19 protein-coding genes are annotated in these 19,431 nt (G+C 75.4%); 11 read left to right on the forward strand and 8 right to left on the reverse strand.

Translation table 11 applies throughout. The annotated features are described in order from the left end of the window. Nucleotides 1–11: 11 nt before the first annotated feature. Nucleotides 12–896 (reverse strand): aldo/keto reductase, encoded by an 885-nt coding sequence (locus ACSUPT_RS05795; protein WP_399217456.1) that lies wholly within the window; start codon nucleotides 894–896, stop codon nucleotides 12–14. A gap of 13 nt (nucleotides 897–909) precedes the next feature. After that, on the reverse strand, nucleotides 910–1,851 hold the full coding sequence (locus tag ACSUPT_RS05800) for an NAD-dependent epimerase/dehydratase family protein (RefSeq protein ID WP_365727970.1): 942 nt from the start codon (nucleotides 1,849–1,851) through the stop codon (nucleotides 910–912). Nucleotides 1,852–1,921: 70 nt separating this feature from the next. Here ACSUPT_RS05800 and ACSUPT_RS05805 point away from each other — a divergent pair, with 70 nt between their 5' ends. Beyond that, on the forward strand, nucleotides 1,922–2,845 hold the full coding sequence (locus ACSUPT_RS05805; protein WP_351965461.1) for a LysR family transcriptional regulator: 924 nt from the start codon (nucleotides 1,922–1,924) through the stop codon (nucleotides 2,843–2,845). Nucleotides 2,846–2,942: 97 nt separating this feature from the next. Here ACSUPT_RS05805 and ACSUPT_RS05810 read toward each other — a convergent pair whose 3' ends face one another. After that, the gene (locus ACSUPT_RS05810; RefSeq protein WP_436943597.1) at nucleotides 2,943–3,911 is read right to left on the reverse strand and encodes a LysR family transcriptional regulator; all 969 of its coding nucleotides are present in this window, start codon (nucleotides 3,909–3,911) and stop codon (nucleotides 2,943–2,945) included. Between the two features lie 585 nt (nucleotides 3,912–4,496). On the opposite strand from ACSUPT_RS05810, the gene ectA reads away from it, so the two are divergent. The 4 genes from ectA (at nucleotide 4,497) to thpD (ending at nucleotide 8,208) form a co-directional block, all read left to right on the forward strand. Next, complete coding sequence (gene ectA, locus ACSUPT_RS05815; RefSeq protein ID WP_351965459.1) at nucleotides 4,497–5,033, forward strand: diaminobutyrate acetyltransferase; 537 nt, start codon at nucleotides 4,497–4,499, stop codon at nucleotides 5,031–5,033. Nucleotides 5,034–5,510: 477 nt separating this feature from the next. Beyond that, entirely contained in the window at nucleotides 5,511–6,860 is a 1,350-nt protein-coding gene (ectB, locus tag ACSUPT_RS05820) for a diaminobutyrate--2-oxoglutarate transaminase (protein ID WP_351965458.1), read from the forward strand. 88 nt (nucleotides 6,861–6,948) lie between these two features. Beyond that, entirely contained in the window at nucleotides 6,949–7,347 is a 399-nt protein-coding gene (locus ACSUPT_RS05825) for an ectoine synthase (protein ID WP_351965457.1), read from the forward strand. A gap of 3 nt (nucleotides 7,348–7,350) precedes the next feature. Then, the gene (gene thpD / locus ACSUPT_RS05830; protein ID WP_365727963.1) at nucleotides 7,351–8,208 is read left to right on the forward strand and encodes an ectoine hydroxylase; all 858 of its coding nucleotides are present in this window, start codon (nucleotides 7,351–7,353) and stop codon (nucleotides 8,206–8,208) included. Nucleotides 8,209–8,318: 110 nt separating this feature from the next. Here thpD and ACSUPT_RS05835 read toward each other — a convergent pair whose 3' ends face one another. Together ACSUPT_RS05835 and ACSUPT_RS05840 are read right to left on the reverse strand one after the other, a co-directional pair. Beyond that, complete coding sequence (locus ACSUPT_RS05835) at nucleotides 8,319–9,023, reverse strand: DsbA family oxidoreductase (RefSeq protein WP_361658100.1); 705 nt, start codon at nucleotides 9,021–9,023, stop codon at nucleotides 8,319–8,321. Nucleotides 9,024–9,192: 169 nt separating this feature from the next. Continuing rightward, nucleotides 9,193–10,722, reverse strand: a complete 1,530-nt coding sequence (locus ACSUPT_RS05840; RefSeq protein ID WP_436943599.1) for an aldehyde dehydrogenase (NADP(+)) — start codon at nucleotides 10,720–10,722, stop codon at nucleotides 9,193–9,195. A gap of 114 nt (nucleotides 10,723–10,836) precedes the next feature. Between ACSUPT_RS05840 and ACSUPT_RS05845 the strand changes: the two genes are divergently transcribed. From ACSUPT_RS05845 to ACSUPT_RS05870, 6 genes are all read left to right on the forward strand, one after another. Beyond that, a complete protein-coding gene (locus ACSUPT_RS05845; RefSeq protein ID WP_361657999.1) occupies nucleotides 10,837–11,610 on the forward strand; it encodes an IclR family transcriptional regulator in 774 nt (257 codons plus the stop codon). After that, entirely contained in the window at nucleotides 11,607–12,092 is a 486-nt protein-coding gene (locus tag ACSUPT_RS05850) for a GNAT family N-acetyltransferase (protein ID WP_436943601.1), read from the forward strand. The genes ACSUPT_RS05845 and ACSUPT_RS05850 overlap by 4 nt, the downstream gene beginning before the upstream one ends. Before the next feature lie 108 nt (nucleotides 12,093–12,200). Further along, nucleotides 12,201–13,172 (forward strand): hypothetical protein, encoded by a 972-nt coding sequence (locus ACSUPT_RS05855; RefSeq protein WP_351965452.1) that lies wholly within the window; start codon nucleotides 12,201–12,203, stop codon nucleotides 13,170–13,172. Further along, a complete protein-coding gene (locus tag ACSUPT_RS05860; RefSeq protein WP_436943602.1) occupies nucleotides 13,169–14,464 on the forward strand; it encodes a sensor histidine kinase in 1,296 nt (431 codons plus the stop codon). Before ACSUPT_RS05855 ends, ACSUPT_RS05860 begins: the two co-directional genes overlap by 4 nt. Before the next feature lie 29 nt (nucleotides 14,465–14,493). Further along, the gene (locus ACSUPT_RS05865) at nucleotides 14,494–15,120 is read left to right on the forward strand and encodes a response regulator (protein WP_403506429.1); all 627 of its coding nucleotides are present in this window, start codon (nucleotides 14,494–14,496) and stop codon (nucleotides 15,118–15,120) included. A gap of 226 nt (nucleotides 15,121–15,346) precedes the next feature. Continuing rightward, a complete protein-coding gene (locus ACSUPT_RS05870) occupies nucleotides 15,347–15,733 on the forward strand; it encodes a hypothetical protein (protein ID WP_351965526.1) in 387 nt (128 codons plus the stop codon). Between the two features lie 77 nt (nucleotides 15,734–15,810). On the opposite strand, the gene ACSUPT_RS05875 is transcribed toward ACSUPT_RS05870, so the two are convergent. The 3 genes from ACSUPT_RS05875 to ACSUPT_RS05885 form a co-directional block, all read right to left on the reverse strand. After that, complete coding sequence (locus tag ACSUPT_RS05875) at nucleotides 15,811–16,923, reverse strand: pectinesterase family protein (protein ID WP_436943604.1); 1,113 nt, start codon at nucleotides 16,921–16,923, stop codon at nucleotides 15,811–15,813. A 156-nt stretch (nucleotides 16,924–17,079) separates the two neighbouring features. Continuing rightward, nucleotides 17,080–18,450 carry a polysaccharide lyase family 1 protein gene (locus ACSUPT_RS05880; RefSeq protein ID WP_399217440.1) on the reverse strand — a complete coding sequence of 457 codons (1,371 nt, stop codon included), beginning with the start codon at nucleotides 18,448–18,450 and terminating at the stop codon, nucleotides 17,080–17,082. 52 nt (nucleotides 18,451–18,502) lie between these two features. After that, nucleotides 18,503–19,360: a rhamnogalacturonan acetylesterase gene (locus tag ACSUPT_RS05885; RefSeq protein ID WP_399217438.1), complete on the reverse strand. Its 858-nt coding sequence runs from the start codon at nucleotides 19,358–19,360 to the stop codon at nucleotides 18,503–18,505. Nucleotides 19,361–19,431: the final 71 nt, after the last annotated feature.

Here is a 19,431-nt window from a genome sequence, read left to right on the forward strand (position 1 = left end):
GGCGTGGCGCCTCAGGCGGGCAGCGGGGCCTCCAGCAGCGCCTGTTCGGCCGCGCTCAGCTCGATCCCGGCCGCCCCGGCGGAGTCCCGGACCGACTCCGGGCGGCTGGCGCCCGGTATCGGGATCACCGCCGGGGAGCGGCTCAGCAGCCAGGCCAGGGCGATCTGCTGCGGGCTGACTCCGCGTGCGGCCGCGACGCGGTGGAAGGCGGTGCGCCCCGCGCTCGGGCCGAGGGGCCCGTCGAGGGAGCTGCGGGAGATGCCGCCCAGCGGGCTCCACGGCAGGAACGCCAGCCCGAGCCGTGTGCAGAGCCGCAGTTCGGGCTCGCTGTCGCGGACCGCCGGGGAGTACCGGTTCTGCACGGAGACGAGGCCGTCGCCGAGGATCGCGTGGGCCTCGCGGATCTGGCCGGTGGTGACGTTGGAGATCCCGGCGGCGCGGATGGTGCCGCGGTCGAGCAGCTCGCGCAGCGCGCCCACGGACTCCGCCCAGGGGACGGCCGGATCCGGCTTGTGCAGCTGGTAGAGGCCGATGGCGTCGCCGCCCAGGCGCCTCAGGGACGCCTCGGCGGCGCGCTTGAGGTGGGCCGGGGTCGCGGTGACGGTCCAGCTGCCGTCGCCGGGGCGGCCCCGGCCCCCCTTGGTGGCGACGAGGACGCGGGAGGTGTCGCCGCCGTAGCGGGCCAGGGCGCGGGCGATGAGCCGTTCGTTGTGGCCGGTCTCGCCCGCGTGCCAGTGGTAGCTGTCGGCGGTGTCGATGAGCGTGACCCCGGCGTCCAGGGCGGCGTGGACGGTGGCGACGGCGCGCTTCTCGTCCGGGCGGTGCTCGATGGACAGCGGCATGGCGCCGAGGCCGACGGCGCTGACGGTGGTGTGCGCGAGAGTGCGGTACCGCATGGTCTGTGGCTCCTCAGGCGGTGGGGGCGGCGGACGCGTGGAGGGCTTCGGCGACGGCTCCCGGCAGCCAGTCGGTGACGTGGGAGAAGGCGAAGCCCAGTGCCTTCCCGCGGGCGTTGCTCATGGCGTAGTGGCGGTCGAGGGAGAACGGCGAGGCCGGCTCGCCCCGCGCGACCCTCCGGTACACGGCCTCCCGGCCGGTGCGCGCGGCGATGGCGGCGCCCAGGCCGTACACGTCGAGCAGGCCGTCGGAGCAGGCGTTGACCGGGCCGGTGGCGTCGGTGCGTGTCGCCGCCCACGCGAGGACATCCGCCAGTTCCTCGTGGTGGATGAAGACCGTGGGCAGCGCGTCGGCGTGCGCGGTGATCCGCGTGCCGCGGGTGATGTGCCGGACGTGGTGGGCCAGTCGGCCGGTGAACTCCGCCGCGCCGCCGCCGAGGACGTGCGCGGCGCGTACGGCGGTGAAGGCGAAGCCCCGGTGCCGGGCGAACACCGCCTCCGCCTGGCGCTTGCCCTCGGCGTAGTGGGCCTCCCGGTGGGCCGCGTCGTGCCACGGGAGGTCCGGGTCCACCGGCCATGTGCACGGGTCCACGACCTCCTCGCGCACCGGCGTGCCGGGCGGGACGGCCGGCAGGGCGGCGGTCGCCGGGTCGTACACCTCGATGGTGGAGGTCATCACGACGCGCCGGACCCGGCCGCCGAACACGCGGGCGGTGACCGCGGCCTGCACGGGGGTGTAGCACACCTGGTCGACGACCGTGTCGAAGGCGCGGGAGCCGAGCGCGGCGGCCAGGGCGGCCTCGTCGTCGCGGTCGGCGACGAGGTGCTCGACTCCGGTGGGGGGCCGGGTGGAGCCCCGGTTGATCACGGTGACCCGGTGGCCGGCGGCCTGGAGGCGCTGGACGAGGAGCTTGCCGAAGTACCGGCTTCCGCCGATGACGCAGACCTTTTGCATGCCTTGATCCTGGGCGCCTACCGTCATCAGCAGAAGTGCCCGCTTACTGGATGCGTATAAAGGATTTCTGTTGATCGATGTGCAGCGTCTGCGTGTCCTGCGAGCGGTGGCGGAGCACGGCAGCTTCAACCGGGCGGCCGCGGCGCTGCGTCTGACCCCCTCGGCGGTGTCCCAGCACATCGCCGCGCTGGAGCGGGGCGTCGGGGCACGGGTGGTGGCGCGCAGCACGCGCGGGGTCACGCTCACCCCGGCCGGGCGGATCATGGTGGGGGCCGCGGAGTCGGTCGCCGCGGAACTCGCGCACGCCAGGCAGCAGATCGAACGGCTGGGCAGCGGCCGCACCCGGCTCACCATCGCGACGTTCACCAGCGGCGGCAGGCTCCTGCTGCCGAGGGCCCTGGCCCGCCTCGCCGACGCCCACCCCGGCACCGTGGTGCATGTGCGGGAGAGCGAGCCCGAGGACAGTCTGCCGCTGGTCCGCCGGGGCGCCGTGGACCTCGCCCTCGCCTACCACTTCGACGGGCCGCCGCCCGGCCGGACGGGCCCGCACTCCGGCCTGGCGTGGACCGCGCTCATGGAGGACCCGCTGCACGTCGTCCTGCCGGACACCCATCCCCTCGCCGGGCGCGAGGCGGTCGACATCGCCGAACTGGCAGCCGAACCGTGGGTGCTCGGCTGCCTCAAGACGGAGGCGTACCTGCGCCAGTGCGCCGGACGCGCCGGTTTCGCCCCGGAGGTGCGCGGCACCACCACGGACTACTTCTTCGCCCGTTCGCTCGTCGCCGCGGGCATGGGCCTCTCGCTGGTCCCCTCCATCGCGCTCGCCCCGCGGGTGGCGGGACTGCGCACCGTCCCGATCGCGCCGCCGGCCCCCACCCGGCACATCGGCGTCGCCACGGTCGCCCGCCGCGACGACGCCGAGCTCGCGACGCTGGTACGGGCCCTCCGGGAGGAGGCGGCCCTCCAGGGGCGGGCGGCGGTACGGGAGACCTGACCCGCACCGGTGCGGCGGCCGGGGCGCGGTGAGGGGGCTCGCGTCCGGGCGCCGACCGGAGGCCGCTTCGCCGGGCGCGGCCGCCTGGCCGGGCGCGCTAGCCGGAGGCGGTCTCCGCCGGGTGCGCGGCCGGGGCGGGGCCGGTCGCTGCGGGGCCGGTCCGGTGGGGTGTCCGGGGGTGCGGGGTGTACGGGGGTTCCGCCGTGGCGGTGAGGGCCTCCAGCAGCGCCCGTACCGCCGGGGCGAGGCGGCCGGGCCGCACGGCCAGCGACACCGGGACGCGCGGCGCCCCGAGCGGCCGGATCGCCAGGCGGCGGTCGCGCGGGAGCGGGCCCGCCGGGTGGAACACCGTCCAGGACGGCTCGGCCGCCGCGGCCAGGTCGTCGAGCGTGGCCGGCAGGGTGGTGAACGGCGGGCCCGGCGTCCAGTCGGGGACGGCGGACGTGACCAGGTCGTGGAGCGCCGGGTTCGTCTCACGGGGCGCCAGCCGCAGGGGCAGGCGGGCCAGTTGGGCGGGGTGCAGGACGTCGGGCGCGGCGAGCGGGTGCCCGGCCGGCAGCGCGGCCAGCAGCGGCTCGGTCCACACCGAGTACAGCGCGATGCCCTCGGCGCGGCGCACCGTCCGTACGAGCGCCGCGTCGAACGTGCCGGAGCGGACCGCCGCGAGCCGGGCCTCCTGCGGGGCGCGTTCCAGCCGCACCCGCAGCCGGGGGCGCCGTTCGGCGAGGGTGCCCAGCGCGCGGTACACGCGGTCGGCGAAGGCGCGACTGGTCCCGAGCCGCAGCAGCCCCTCCGTGCCCGTCGCGATGCCCGCGGCCGTCTGCCGCACCCGCTCGGCCGCCGCGAGCGCGGCCCGCGCCTCGGGCAGCAGGCGCTCGCCCGCCGCGGTGAGCCGTACGTGCCGGGGCGGCGCGCCGCGCTCGAACAGCCGCAGGCCCAGCTCCCTCTCCAGTCCGTCGATCCGGTGGCCGACCTCCCCCTCGGGGGCCTCCAGCCGTTCGGCGGCGCGCCCGAGGCCGAGCTCCTCGGCCACGGCGACGAAGTACTCCAGCTGACGCAGTTCCACAGCCGCGCCCACCCGCCCCTCATGTTCGCTGCCCGACCCGTGCACCCGTCCGTCCGGTGCCTCAACGACCGGACGGGGACGGCCTCTTCCCCATGTGTACGGGCGATGGCCGCGGATGTGCGCACACGACGCGCGACCGATGCGGGAAACCGGCCACGGGGAGGGCGGCGCGCGCAGAGGCTCCGGGCGGGATCCCGACGGGGCCCGCATGGGGCCGGGAGGTGCCCGGCAATGCGGAAGAGTTTCCCTTCCCCGCGCTGCGGTCGAGCATTATCCGGGTGAATTCCCAGTGTCCTGCCCGGCATTCCGATGGGCAGCTTCCCGCATTCTTCTGCCCGGTTTCCGTGATCCTAAACGGGGGTTTCTCAGAACGATTCCGCACCGATCCGACGGCACGTCAGTCACCCGCAGTGGGTGTGATCGACTCCACATCGCGTCCGCTTTGCCCGTATATGCACGCCCAAATCACCCGCAACCGCTTCCCCTTCCTCCGCGTCCCGCGCCCGCGTGATAACACAGGCGCCGTATCCACCCAAGAGGTCGGGGCGATGCAATCCAAGAAATTGCTGGGTAAGTTCAATTCGCATGACCGCCGCACAAGCAGACCTTGCACGTGCCCGATACGAATTCATCGAAAGCCCGCGAGTGGAGGACGGGGCCGCGATCTGGCGGATAGCCCGCGACTCCGAGGTGCTGGACCTGAACTCCTCGTACAGCTACCTCCTGTGGTGCCGTGACTTCGCCGCCACGTCGCTCGTCGCCCGAGGCGACGACGGTGAGCCGATCGCGTTCGTCACCGGCTACCTGCGCCCCGACCGGCCCGGTACCCTCGTCGTCTGGCAGGTCGCCGTCGACCGCCGGCACCGCGGCCGGGGCCTGGCCTCCGCGCTGCTGGAGGCGCTGACCACCCGGCTCGCGAACCGGGGCGTCCACACCGTCGAGACGACCGTGACCCCGGACAACACCGCCTCCGACCGGCTGTTCACCTCGTTCGCCGAGCGCCGGGGCGCCACGCTGGAGCGCGAGGTCCTCTTCGACGGCCGGCTGTTCCCGGAGGGCACCCACGAGCCCGAGGTGCTGTACCGCATCCGGCCCGTCGGCGCGGCCGGCCGACCGGACTGAGCCGACGGGAACGCCCCGGCGGAGCCGGCCGGACGGGGCCGACCGGACGGGCCGACGCGGGCCGCCTGGTCTCGCGCCGCCTGGTCCCGGGCCGTCCGATCGCGGCCCGTCCGGTGACCGCCCGGTCGCGGGCGTCCGGTGACCGCCTGGTCGCGGGCCGCGCCGCCACGGCGGGCGGGCGCGCCACCCGGCCGTACGAGGGCGGCGCCCGGAAGGTCCCGCACCGTCGCTGAGGCCCCGCACCCCCGGCAGGCCGTACGCCCGGCAGGTCCGTGCACGCGGCATCAGCCTGCCCCGGCGGATCGGCTGCCCGGCGGAACCGGACGCCCCCGCAGGCCCCGGCGCCCCGCGGCTCCGGCGCCTCCCGGCAGGCCGTACGGGCTGCCGCGCGTGCCGGCAGGCCGGCTCCCCTGACGCCTCCCCCACCCCCCGCACCTCCCCCCGACTTCCTCCCCTCACCACAGGAGTGATCCAGCCATGACCATCACCCCCTCCGCAGACCCCTCGCCCCTCCCCACCCCGGCCGCGCCCGGCCGGCGCGGCTACGGCGGAGCGGCCTCCTCCGCGCTGAGCGTGTTCGAGGCGCTGGAGTCGGAGGTGCGCAGCTACTGCCGCGGCTGGCCCGTGGTGTTCGACCGCGCGCAGGGCGCCCGCCTCACCGACGAGGACGGCCACACGTACCTGGACTTCTTCGCCGGCGCGGGCTCGCTCAACTACGGCCACAACAACCCCGTACTGAAACGCGCCCTGCTCGACTACCTGGAGCGGGACGGCATCGCGCACGGCCTGGACATGGCGACGACGGCCAAGCGGGCGTTCCTCGAGGCGTTCAACGAGCTGGTGCTGCGGCCGCGCGACCTGCCGTACAAGGTGATGTTCCCCGGGCCGACCGGCACCAACGCCGTGGAGGCGGCGCTGAAGCTGGCCCGGAAGGTGAAGGGGCGCGAGTCCATCGTGTCGTTCACCAACGCCTTCCACGGGATGTCGCTGGGCTCGCTGGCCGTGACGGGCAACGCCTTCAAGCGGGCGGGCGCGGGCGTCCCGCTGGTGCACGGCACGCCGATGCCGTTCGACAACTACCTGGACGGGCGGGTGCCGGACTTCCTGTGGTTCGAGCGGCTGCTGGAGGACAGCGGCTCGGGGCTCAACCACCCGGCGGCCGTCATCGTGGAGACCGTGCAGGGCGAGGGCGGCATCAACGTGGCGCGCCCCGAGTGGCTGCGGGCGCTCGCCGACCTGTGCCGCCGCCGCGACATGCTGCTGATCGTCGACGACATCCAGATGGGCTGCGGCCGGACCGGCGCGTTCTTCTCGTTCGAGGAGGCCGGCATCACCCCGGACATCGTGACGGTGTCGAAGTCGATCAGCGGGTACGGGCTGCCGATGTCGCTGTGCCTGTTCCGGCCGGAGCTGGACGTGTGGGGCCCCGGCGAGCACAACGGCACGTTCCGCGGCAACAACCCGGCGTTCGTCACCGCGACGGCGGCGCTCGGCGCGTACTGGGCGGACACCGGCCTGGAGCGGCAGACCCTCGCGCGGGGCGAGCAGGTGGAGCAGGCGCTGCTCACCATCTGCGACGAGAACTCCGCGGACGGCGCCCACTACCGGGGGCGCGGCCTGGTCTGGGGGCTGGAGTTCGCGGAGAAGGAACGGGCGGCGCGGATCTGCGGGCGGGCGTTCGAACTGGGCCTGCTGCTGGAGACGTCCGGGCCGGAGAGCGAGGTCGTGAAGCTGCTGCCGCCGCTGACCGTCACCGCCGAGGAGCTGGACGAGGGCCTGCGGACGCTGGCCCGCGCGGTACGCGAGACGGCGGCGCGCCCGGCCTGAGCGCGGGGCAGCGCCGTACGGACACCGGACAAACCACCGGGGCCTGCCGGTCAGGCCCCTCTCACACGACGAAAGGGTGCGGTTCACCGTGATCGTCCGATCCCTGCAGGAGATCGAGAACACCGAGCGCCATGTGAAATCCGCTTCGGGGACATGGGAGAGCAAGCGGATCGTGCTGGCCCGCGAGAAGGTCGGCTTCTCGCTGCACGAGACGGTGCTGTACGCGGGCACGGAGACGTCCATGTGGTACGCGAACCACATCGAGGCCGTGCTGTGCGTCGAGGGCGAGGCCGAGCTGACCGACCACGAGACGGGCGAGGTCCACTGGATCCGGCCCGGCACGATGTACCTCCTCGACGGGCACGAGCGGCACACGCTGCGGCCCAAGACCGACTTCCGCTGCGTCTGCGTCTTCAACCCGCCGGTGACCGGCCGTGAGGACCACGACGAGAACGGCGTGTACCCGCTGCTGACGGAGGAGGACTGAGCGATGGAGGACCTGTACCCGACGCGCGGCACGGCCGAGGTGGTCACGCCCCGCCGCGACCCGGTCGTGTGGGGGCCGCTCGACGCGGAGTTGGAGGCGTTCGAACGGGACGGTTTCCTGCCGGTCGAGGACCTGCTGACCGACGAGGAGGTCGCGGTCTACCGGGCCGAGCTGGACCGGCTGATCGCGGACCCGGACGTACGGGCGGACGAGCGGTCCATCGTGGAGCCCCGGTCGCAGGCGGTGCGGTCGGTGTTCGAGGTGCACCGGATCAGCGACGTCTTCTCGAAGCTGGTGCGGGACGAGCGGGTCGTGGGGACGGCGCGGCGCATCCTCGGCTCGGACGTGTACGTGCACCAGTCGCGGATCAATGTGAAGCCGGGGTTCGGGGCGTCCGGGTTCTACTGGCACTCGGACTTCGAGACCTGGCACGCGGAGGACGGGCTGCCGCGGATGCGGACGGTGTCGGTGTCGATCGCGCTGACCCGCAACCACGACACGAACGGCGCGCTGATGATCATGCCGGGGTCGCACCGCACGTTCCTGGGGTGCGCGGGTGAGACGCCGAAGGACAACTACAAGAAGTCGCTGCAGATGCAGGACGCGGGCACGCCGTCGGACGAGGCCCTGACCCGGCTGGCGGACGCGCACGGGATCCGGCTGTTCACGGGCCGGGCCGGGTCGGCGACGTGGTTCGACTGCAACGCGATGCACGGCTCGGGCGACAACATCACGCCGTACCCGAGGAGCAACGTCTTCATCGTGTTTAACAGCGTGGAGAACGCGGCGGTGGAGCCGTTCGCGGCGCCGGTGCGGCGCCCGGAGTTCATCGGCGCGAGGGACTTCACCCCGGTGCGATGAGGCACCGGAGCGGTGAGCCCGCAGGCGCGGTGAGCCGCAGGCACGGTGAGCCGCTGGCCGGGCCCGCCCCCGTCGCATCCGGCGGGGGCGGGCCCGTTACGCGGTTCCCGTCAGACGGCGCAGGTGCCGTCGGCGTCGCAGGCCGGCGCGGGGTCGGCGGCGGCGACGGGCTGGAGGGCGCGGCCCTTCCACGCCTGGTCCAGCGCCTGGGTGAAGACCTCGGCGGGCTGGCCGCCGGAGATGCCGTAGCGGCGGTCGAAGACGAAGAACGGCACGCCGTTCGCGCCCAGCTCGGCGGCCTCGCGCTCGTCGGCGCGCACCTGGTCGGCGTACGCGGCGGGGTCGGCGAGCACGGCCCGCGCCTCGGCCTCGTCGAGCCCGGCCTCGACGGCGAGCGCCACCAGCGTCTCGGAGTCGTACACGGACCGCTCCTCGGCGAAGTTGGCCCGGTAGGCGAGGTCGAGCAGGGCCTCCTGGCGGCCCCGCTCACGGGCGAGGTGCAGGAGCCGGTGGATGTCGAAGGTGCTGCCGTGCGTGCGGCCCTCCACCCGGTAGGCGAGGCCCTCGCCGTGGGCGACGGAGGCGACGTGCTGCTCCATGGCGAGCGCCTCGGCGCGGGTGCGCCCGTACTTGGCGGCGAGCATGTCCACGACGGGCGCCACATCGCCCTTGGCCCGGCCGGGGTCGAGCTCGAAGGAGCGGTACACGACCTCGACCTGGTCCCGGTGCGCGAACGCGGCGAGCCCCTCCTCGAAGCGGGCCTTCCCGATGTAGCACCAGGGGCAGGCGATGTCGCTCCAGATCTCCACGCGCATGAGGGTTCTCTCCAGGTCGTACGGCACGGCGGCGGACGATACGGAGGTCACCTCCGCACCACCGCCTCCCAACACCTCGAACCCCCTCCGCATTCCCGCCGTGCCTCCGCCGCCCGCTGGGCCCTCGGGTGTGACGCGCACCTCCCGAGGGCCACGGGTGAGAGTCGGGTCAGGGCTCCAGGGTTCCGTTGACGCGGCGGGGGAGCTTCAGGGGGTTGTCGTCCCTCAGTTCCGGGGGGAGCAGGGCGTGGGGGGTGGACTGGTAGGCGACCGGGCGGAGCCAGCGGTCGATGGCCGTCGCGCCGACCGAGGTGGACGTGGACGTCGTCGCCGGGTACGGGCCGCCGTGCTGCTGGGCCGGGGCCACCGCCACGCCCGTCGGCCAGCCGTTGACGACGACGCGGCCCGCCAGCGCCGGGAGCGCCGTCAGGAGCGACGCGCCCGGGCCCTCGCCCCCGGCCTCGCCCTCGGAGACGTGCAGGGTCGCCGTGAGGTTGCCGGGCAGCCGGGACAGGACGCGCGTCACCTCCTCCCGCGCCGCGTACCGGGCGACGACCGTGACCGGGCCGAAGCACTCCTCCAGCAGCAGGTCGTGCGGGCCCTCCTCCGCGAGGCGGGCGGCCGGTACGGTCAGGAAGCCCGCCGCCACCGCGCGCTCCCCCGCCGCGCCCGGGGCCACCGGGGCCTCGACGTCCGGGAGCGCGGCCCGCTCGGCGACGCCCGCGACGAAGTGGTCCCGCATCCGCCCGTCGAGGAGGACGCCCTCGGGGACGGCCGCCACCGCGTCGGCCAGGGCCGCGACCAGCCGGTCGCCCGCCTCGCCCTCGGGGGTGAGCACCAGGCCGGGCTTGACGCAGAACTGGCCGGTGCCCAGCGTCATGGAGCCCGCCAGGCCCGCGCCGAGCTCGTCGGGGCGCTCGGCCGCGGCGGCCTCGGTCACCACGACCGGGTTCAGGGAGCCCAGCTCGCCGTGGAACGGGATGGGCACCGGACGGGCCGCCGCCGCGTCGAACAGCGCCCGGCCGCCCCGTACCGAACCGGTGAAGCCCGCCGCCGCGACCAGCGGGTGGCGCACCAGCTCCACACCGGCGTCGAAGCCGTGGACCAGGCCGACGACCTCCTCGGGGATGCCGTGCGCCGCGGCGGCCTCGCGCAGCGCGGCGGCGGCCAGTTCGGAGGTGGCCGGGTGGTCGGGGTGGGCCTTCACGACGACGGGGCAGCCGGCCGCGAGGGCGCTGGCCGTGTCGCCGCCCGGCACGGAGAAGGCGAACGGGAAGTTCGACGCGGCGTACACGGCGACGACGCCCAGCGGGACCTTGTAGCGGCGCAGGTCCGGGACCGGCGGGGTCGCGGATTCATCGGGGTGATTGATGATCACGTCCAGGAACGCGCCCTCGTCCACCGTGTCGGCGAACGCGCGCAGCTGGTAGCAGCTGCGGGCCAGTTCGCCGGTGAGGCGCGGCGCCCCGAGGGCGGTCTCGGCGTCGGCGGCCCCGACGAGGCGGTCCCGCGCCGCCTCCAGCCGTTCGGCCGCCGTCCTGAGGAACGCGGACCGCACGCCGCGGTCGGCCAGCGCGTCGCGCGCGCCGTGCGCGGCCCGGACCGCGCGGTCCACGTCGTGGCCGGTCGCCTCCGTCGCGACCCGCTCCCGCCTCTTCCCGGTTCGGGGGTCGACACTCCAGACTTCTGCTGCGGACACCGCGGACGTCCTCTCCGACTGTGCGCTTGCCGCCTGTTCGGTATTCTGAACGGCGTTCCTGATGGTGAATCCACAGGGACTCTATTGACGGGCGTCCGAAGGGGTCAAGAGCGAATGTCGGCTGCCGAATCCGGTGGGGCGCAGGTCAAGTCCGCCGTGCGCACCGTGGAGTTGCTGGAGTACTTCGCGGGGAGCCCCGGCATGCACACGCTGGCCGCCGTCCAGGAGGCGGTCGGCTATCCCAAGTCCAGCCTGTACATGCTGCTGCGGACGCTGGTGGAGCTGGGCTGGGTGGAGACGGACGCGACGGGGACCCGGTACGGCATCGGCGTCCGCGCGCTGCTCGTCGGCACCTCGTACATCGACGGGGACGAGGTCGTCGCGGCGGCGCGCCCCACGCTCGACCGGCTCGCCGACGACACGACCGAGACCGTGCACCTCGCCCGCCTCGACGGCACCAGCGTCGTCTACCTGGCGACCCGCCAGGCCCAGCACTACCTGCGGCCGTTCACCCGCGTCGGGCGGCGCCTGCCCGTCCACTCCACCGCGCTCGGCAAGGCGCTGCTCGCCACGTACGACGACGATCGGGTGCGCGAGCTGCTGCCCGGGACGCTGCCCGCGCTCACCGAGCACACGATCACCGACCGCGAGAAGCTCATCGACGAGCTGGCCGCGATCCGCGCGCAGGGGTACGCCGTCGACCGCGAGGAGAACACCCTCGGCCTGCGCTGCTTCGGCGTCGCCGTCCCCTACCGCACCCCCGCCCGCGACGCGCTCAGCTGCTCGGTGCCGGCGGCCCGGCTCACCCCGTCCCACGAACAGGCCGTCAAGGACGCGCTGTTCGACGCCCGCGACCGGCTCACCCTCGCCACGCGGGGCCTGCGATGACCGCCGCGGGGCGGGTGTCGCTGCGTCCGGTCGGCACCGGCGACCTCGACTACCTGTTCGCGGTCTTCCGGGATCCCGGGGCGCGCCGCATGGCGGCCTTCACCGCCCGGGACCCCGACGACCGGGCGGCGTTCGACGCGCACTGGGCGCGGCTGCTGGACCCCTCGTCGCCGGACGTCAACCGGCTCGTCCTCGTGGACGGCGCCCCGGCCGGGCACGCGGCCGTGTACGGGCCGCCCGGCGAGCGGGAGGTGACGTACTGGATCGACCGCGCGCACTGGGGGCGCGGCGTCGCCACCGCCGCCCTCGCCGCGCTGCTGGACCTGGTCCCGGAGCGCCCGCTGCACGCCCGCGCGGCCGCCGACAACGCCGGTTCCTGCCGCGTCCTGGCCAAGTGCGGCTTCGCGGCGACCGGCCGCGACCGCGGCTGGGCGCACGGGCGCGGGGAGGAAGTCGACGAGGTCGTGTTCACGCTGGGGTGACGGCGGGGGCCGGTCCGCCCGGCGGGCAGGGGGTCTCCCCCGTGCGGTGGAGGGGGATCGTCGGCGGGCAGGACGTGCCGCACCGGGGCGGGCGCGAGGGTGGGGGGCATGACCACGACCCCGCTCGCCGTTCCCGGCCCTCCCGGCACCGCCGTACGCGTGCTGCGCGCCGTCGCGATCCTCGCGTGCCTGCCCTATCTGACGCTGAAGGCCGCCTGGCTGGCCGGGAGCAGGGTCGGGGTGCCCGAGGGGAGCGTGCTGCTGGAGCAGCCCCGGCTGATCGCCGTCGCCAACGCCGTGACGCTGCTGATGGACCTCGCCGTGATCGTCCTGGCGCTGCTGCTGACCCAGCCGTGGGGGCGGCGGGTGCCCGCCTGGCTGCCGGCCTTCCCCCTGTGGGTGGCGACCGGGCTGCTCGTCCCGATCATGGCGGGCTTCCCCGTCGGCCTGGCCGCCGGGCTGTGGGAGGGGCGGCAGAGCCCGGCCGCCTCCTCCGAGCCGTTCCTCGACGCGTGGGTGTTCACCGTCGTCTACGGCGGGTTCATCGTGCAGGGCCTCGCCCTGGGCGCGTTGTTCGTCCGGTACGCGACCGGGCGGTGGGGCCGGCTGTGGCGGGGCACCGTGTGGGACCTGCCGCCGCGCGTGTCCGGGCCCGTGGTGCGGGCCGTCGCCGTCGCCGCGTCGCTCGCCCTGGTGCCGGCCGCCGCCGTGCACCTCGGCTGGGCGTCCGGGATGACGGAGGGCCTGTCCCCGTCGCAGGCGGCCGCGCGCACGGCGAGTTTCCACGCCCTGGAGGTGCTGCGCGTCCTGTACGCGGCGGCCGCCGTGACCGGGGTGGCGCTGCTGGTGTTCCGGCGCGGCCGGGGGCTTCCCGTACGGGTTCCGCTGGCGCTGGCCTGGGCCGGCTCCGGGGCCGTGGGCTGCTGGGGCGGCTGGCAGTTCCTGGTCGCCCTCGCGCCCGCCGCCGATCCGGCCGAGGAGCCCACGGCGCTGCTCACGCTGACCTACGCTGGCGAGATGATCACAGGAATGGCGCTGGCCTGCTGCGTGGCCGTCTTCCTGCGCCGCCGCGCCGGATGACCGGCCCGGCACGCCGCGCCGGCGGGCGCCTGCGGCGGATGGGGGTGGCGCTGCTGGGGCGGCGGGCGCGGCTGCGCTGGACGCACCTGATCCTGGGCGGGGCCCTGCTCATGCCGTACTGGCTGGTCGGGACGGTCGTCCTGGCGCTGTTCACCGACCGCGTGGACGCGTTCCTCGGTTCGACGCCCATGCAGTTCGGGGCGTATCTGCTGGCGCTGCCCCTCGCGGCGGTCACGGGGCTCGTCCCGCTCGCCCGGCCCATGTCGGTCGCGGTGGCACGGGTGCTGTGCGGGGTCCCGGCCGAGCGGTTCGCCGACGGTCCGGCCACCTCCCGCGCGGCGAAGACCCGCACGGCCGCCTGGTTCACCCTGCACGTGGGGGTCGGCGGACTGGTCAGCGGGGCGTCGCTGGCCCTGCCGCCGTTCGCGGTCACCACCATGGCGGTGCCGTTCTCGCGGAGCCTGCGGGAGTCGGCGCTCGGCCGGGCGTACGGGCTCGACCAGCCGTGGTGGGCGGCGCTCGGCGTACCGGCCGGGCTGCTGATGCTGCTCGCGCTCGCCGCGGCCGCCGCCGGGGCGGGCGCGCTGCTGGCACGGCAGGCGCCGGTGCTGCTCGGCCCGACCCCGGCCGACCGGCTCGCGGCCGCCGAACGGCGCGCCGCCGAACTGGCCGTGCGCAACCGGCTCGCCCGCGAACTGCACGACTCCGTCGGCCACGCCCTGAGCGCCGTCACCCTCCAGGCGGGCGCCGCGCGACGGGTGGTCGACGCGCCCGAGCCCGATCTGGGCTTCGTCCGGGAGGCGTTGACGGCCATCGAGGAGACGACGCGCCGCACGGTCGGCGAACTCGACTCCGTCCTGGGCCTGCTGCGGCAGGGCGAGGACGACGGGGAACTGCCCGGCCCCGGCCTGGAGGCCCTGGACACCCTGCTCGCGCACAGCGGGCTGAGGGTGCGCCGCGACCTGGTGGGCGACCCGGTCGCGGCCGTGCCCGGGCCGGTGTCCCGCGAGGCGTACCGAATCGTGCAGGAGGGGCTCAGCAACGCGCTGCGCCACGGAGGGGCCGCGCCGGTGTCACTGCGCCTGCGCGCGGCCGACGGGGAACTGGAGGTCACCATGGACAATCCGCTCACCGGCCGCGCGCCGGTGGTACGGCCGGGCGGTGGCCGGGGGCTGCGCGGCATCGCCGAACGGGCCTCGCTGCTGGGCGGGCACGCGGTCGCGGGGCCCGCCGACGGCGGCGCCGTGTGGCGGCTCACCGTACGGCTGCCGCTGGCGGGAGGCCACCGGTGATCCGCGTCGTACTCGCCGACGACGAGCGGATGGTCCGCACCGCGCTGCGGGTGATCCTCTCCGCCGAGCCGGACCTGGAGGTCGTCGGCGAGGCCGCGACCGGCGCCGAGGCCGTGTCCGTGGTCCGCGAACTGCGGCCGGACGTGGTGCTGATGGACGTGCGGATGCCGGAGGTCGACGGCATCCGCGCCACCGAGCGGATCCTCGCGTCCCTGCCCGACCCGCCGCGGATCGTCGTCGTCACCACCTTCGAGAACGACCAGTACGTGTACGACGCGCTGCGCGTCGGCGCGGCCGGGTTCCTGCTGAAGCGGTCCGGGGCGGAGGACCTCGTGTCGGCGGTGCGGCTCGTGGCACGCAGCGACTCGCTGCTCTACCCGGCCGCGCTGCGGGGGCTGGCCGCCGCGTACGGGCGCCGGGGGCCCGCCGCGCCGCCCGCGCCGTGGGTGGCGCGGCTGACCGAGCGGGAGGCCGATGTGCTGCGGCTGATGGCGACGGGCATGACGAACGCGGAGATCGCCGCGCGGCTGGGCGTCGGCGCGGCGACGGTGAAGACCCATGTGGCCGCCGTCCTCGCCAAGACCGGCGCGCGGGACCGGACCCAGGCGGTGATCGTCGCGTACGAGTCGGGGTTCATCACACCGGCCGCCGGGTGAGGGGGCCGCCGCCGGGTGAGGAGGCCGCCGCCGGGCTCCCGCCCCCGCGGGGCAGGCCGGTCCGCGGGCCGCCTCAGGCCCTGCGGCCCGCACCGGCCCCGGATGGCAAACCCGGGCGCGGGGGGCGCCCCGGTGCCTGCGAGCATCGACTCGCCGTTCCCGTCCCGCACTTGGAGGCTCCGTGCGCCGCCTGTCGTCCCGCCCCCGTTCCCTGTCCGGCTGGACCATGGCCGTCTTCGGGCTGCTGGCCGCGGTGCTCGGCGCGGTCGGCCTGGCGGCCCCGGACGCGCTGCTGTCGGTGATGGGCTTCGCGCCCGTACCGGACGGGGCGCGGGCGCCGGGCGACCACACCCTGGTCTTCCTGACCGCGTCCTCCATGGCGGCGGTCAACATGGGCGTGTACTACGTGCTGGCCGCCCTCTCCGACTGGCGGGCGTTCTACGCCTGGACGGTGCCGTTCCGGCTGCTGACCTGCGCGGTGTTCACCGCCGCGGTCGTCTCGGGCCGCGCCCCGGCCGGGTTCCTGGGCGTGGGTCTGTGGGAGGGCGCGGGCGCGGCGGCGACCTGGGCGGCGCTGCGGTACGAGCGCCGGACGGCGGCCGCCGCCGACTGAAGCCCCGAGCCGGCCGGGGGAGCCCGGACCGGCCGGGAATCCGGAGCCGGCCGGGGAAGCCCGAGCCCGCCGGCCTCCTACGGCGCGTACGGCCTCCACTCCCCCAGGTACGCCGCGCGGGTCGCCGTCGCCGCCTCGGCGCGGGTGAGCTGCGGCCGCTGGGCCGGGTCGAGGATGCGCGCGCCCGGCCCCGCGTTGCGGTACTCCGCGAACCGCTGCGCCTGCCACGGGTACTGCTCCCGCATGTCCGTGTACGGCGCCGCCGCGTCGATGCCTGGGCCGAGCAGGCTGTCGCGGACCACGAGCGACGGCCGGGCGGTCGGGTCGGAGCTGGGCACCCACGGCCGGGCCAGCTTGTACGCGCCGTCCTCCGCGCCGCTGGTGATGCGGCACCCGGTGGCGAGGAACCCGTACGGGTTGGCGACCGCCGTGGACGGCGCGAAGACCATCCCCTTGGGGGTGAAGTCGACGTCCCGCGCGAGGGTGTGGAACCGGCAGTGCTCGAACACCGCCGTGGCCCGCCCGAAGACGAAGTCGACGTCGCCCTCGGCGTAGCAGTGCGCGTAGTACTGCCGGGCGAACACCGACAGGGCGGGCGAGTCGGCGTACAGGGTGTCCTGGTGGCCGAGGAACCGGCAGTGGAGGAACGCCGACCGGTCGCCGGTCGCCTTGAGCGCGACCGCCTGGGTGGCGGTGATCTCCGGGTGGTCGGCGCGCAGGAAGTCGTTGGCGAAGGTGACGCGGTACGCGGTGAACCCGGCCGCGGCGACCGTGGTGGTGGCCGAGCCCGACGTGCCGTGGGTGCCCGAGCCGTCGGGCTTCGGGGTGCCGGCGGCGTTGTCGTACACGATGACCGTGCGGCGCGGGTCGCCGCTCGCGCCGACGAGGGTCAGGTCCGTGTGCGTGGCGGGGACGGTGACGGTCTCGCGGTACGTGGCCGGGGCGAGGACCAGGGTGTGGCCGGGGCCCGCCGCGTCGACGGCCGCCTGGACGGTCGGGTGGTCGCCGCGGCCCGCCGGGTCCACGTACAGGGTGCGGGGGGTGAGGCGGCGGCCGGGCGCGCCGTACGGGCCGAAGGGCGCGGTGCCGCCCTCGGCGGCGGTGGCGTGGCCGGGTGCGGCGGCCCCCAGGAGGGTCCCGAGGCCCGCGGCTGCGGCCCACAGGAGGCTTCTGCGGCTGAGCGGTGACATGTGGTGCTCCTCGCGGTGTGGAGTCGTACGAACCAGGGGCGCCCACGCCCCGCCACCGGAGGCGGACCGCGCCCGGGGGCGGGCCCGCACCCGGTGAGGTCGGGTCCGCGCCCGGTGGCGGAGGCCCGCGCCCGGTGGCGGGTGGGCGCGCGGCGGCTAGCGGAGGCGGCCCGCCCCGGCGCGGTGGGTGACCAGGGCCGGCAGGACGCGCGGGTGGTCCACGCGGGTGCGCAGCGTGGGCGTCCAGCCCGCGTCGGGCTGCAGGACCTCGGCCGGGAACTGCGCGTTGTGTGCGGCGAGGAGGTCCACGGGCCGGCCGTTGACGTAGTTGCCCGCGACCGTGACCGGGGCCTCCTTCCACTTCTTGAGGATCTGCCCGGCGGGCACGCCCTCCGGCAGCCGGAACGAGTTCTTCTCCGCCACCAGCCGCGACTCGGCGCCGATGCCGAAGCTGTACGCGTAGCCCTCCGCCGGGACGACGTAGTGGTTGTTGTACGCGTCGACCTGGCCGAACCGGACGCGCGGCGCCCGCTCGACCACATCGCTGAAGAGGTTGTGGTGGAGGGTGACGCGCAGCCTGCCCCGGTCGGTGGCGCCCGCGCTGTCGCTGTTGCCGATCATCAGGGTCTTGTCGTGGTCGGCGAACACGTTCCAGGAGGCGGTGACCAGGTCGGCGCCGCGCACGATGTCCAGCTCGCCGTCGTGCTGCTGGTAGAGCTCGCCGTAGTAGCGGGGCAGGGAGCTGTCCGGGTAGCGGCCGTCGGTGAACGTGTTGTGGTCGATCCACACATGGGTGGAGCCGTACACGACCATCGCGTCGTACTCGGAGTTCCAGGCGCCGGTCGCGCCGTCCGTGGGGTCCCACTGGGGGAAGCAGTCGAGGGGGCTCTCCAGGGTGAGGTTGCGGACGATGACGTTGTGGACGCCCTTGATCTGGAGGCTGGCGCCGGTGATCCCGGCGTTCCGGCCGACGCCGACGATGGTCGTGTGGGAGGGGACGTACGCCTTGATGGCCTGGTCCTGGTTCTTCGCGGAGGCGGCGCGCAGGTCCTCCTGCGGGCCGCTGACCTCGCGGTCGTGGCCCCAGACGGCCGGGTCGTAGTCGGCGAGATAGCGCTCGAAGTCGTAGCCGGGCGCCTCGAAGGTCTCGCAGCCGCCCTCGGTGGCGTCGAGGGTGCCGACCACTCGGATGATCTTCGGTGTGTCGCCGCCCGCGGCGAGCGCGGCGCGGAACTGGTCCCAGGTGGTGACCGTGTGGACGTGCGCCGGGTCGGCGGCGGCGCCTCCGGTGGTGCCGCCGTCGGCGGAGGCCCAGCCGTCGCCGGCGGGGAGCGTCTGGCGGGCGAGGTCGCGGCCGGCGGCCCGGGGGGCCGGCGCCGAACCGGTCGCCCCGGCGGTGGTCGCGGCGCTCGCCGCGGGGGCTGCGAGGGCGGCGAGGACCGTCAGGGAGAGGGCGAGTGCGGTGCGGCGGCGTCCGGCCGCCGACCCTCGCCGACTGACCTGTGCATGACATACATGGGTGCGCATGGCGGCTCCTGAACGGGGTGCGAAGGGAGGGTGGGGCGGGGTGGGTCTCGGGTCAGGGCGCGGGCGGCCAGGTGATCCGCCCGGCCGGCACCTCGTCGTCCAGGCGCCGTACGTCGCCGGGCCGCAGCACGCCCGCCGCGAGCAGCCCGCGGGCGACCATGCGGGCGACCTCGACGGCGCCGCCGGGCCGGAAGTGGGTGTTGTCCTGGCGGCCGTCCGGGTAGTTGGGCGACTCGCCGGGCGCCAGCCAGTTGAAGTACGCCTTCGAGCCCTCGGGCCCCAGCCGCTGCCACTCGGCGAGCGACAGCGCCTGGACGTCCACGAGCGGCACGTCGTGCTCGGCCGCCAGGGCGCGCACGACGGCCGGGTACTCGCCGTGGGTGGTGACCGCGCGGCCCGCCGCGTCGAACCGGCGCCGCTCCACGGAGGTCAGCAGCACCGGCCGGGCGCCCCGGGCGCGGGCCCCGGAGACGTACCGGGCGAGGTGCTCGCGGTAGGTGGTCCACGGCTCGGTGTACCGGGCCGGGTCCTCGGACTTCTGGTCGTTGTGCCCGAACTGGACGAGGAGCAGGTCGCCCGGGCGGATGGCGGCCAGGATCGGACCGAGCCGGCCCTCGTCGACGAAGCTCTTGGAACTGCGGCCGTTCATCGCGTGGTTGGCGACCCGCAGACGCGGGGTGAGGAAGAACGGCAGGGCCATGCCCCAGCCGGTCTCCGGGGCGGCGGGGGCGTACTTCTGCGCCGCCGTCGAGTCGCCCGCGATGAACAGGGTGGTGCCCGGGCGTCCGGGCACGGCCTGTCCGGCGGCGGCCGCCGGGTGGGGAGCGGCCGCCGCCGGGGGTGTGGCGGCCGCACCCGCCACGGGAAGGGCGGCGAGCGCCGCCACGGTCTGTCTACGGCTCAGGGACACGTCGTGCCTCACTCTCGTGCCGGACGGGGGCGCGGCGACGAGCGTCGCGCCGGTGGGGGTCGCGCCGGGGC

The organism is Streptomyces sp. SudanB25_2051 (assembly GCF_964272635.1).
Classification (GTDB): Bacteria; Actinomycetota; Actinomycetes; order Streptomycetales; family Streptomycetaceae; genus Streptomyces.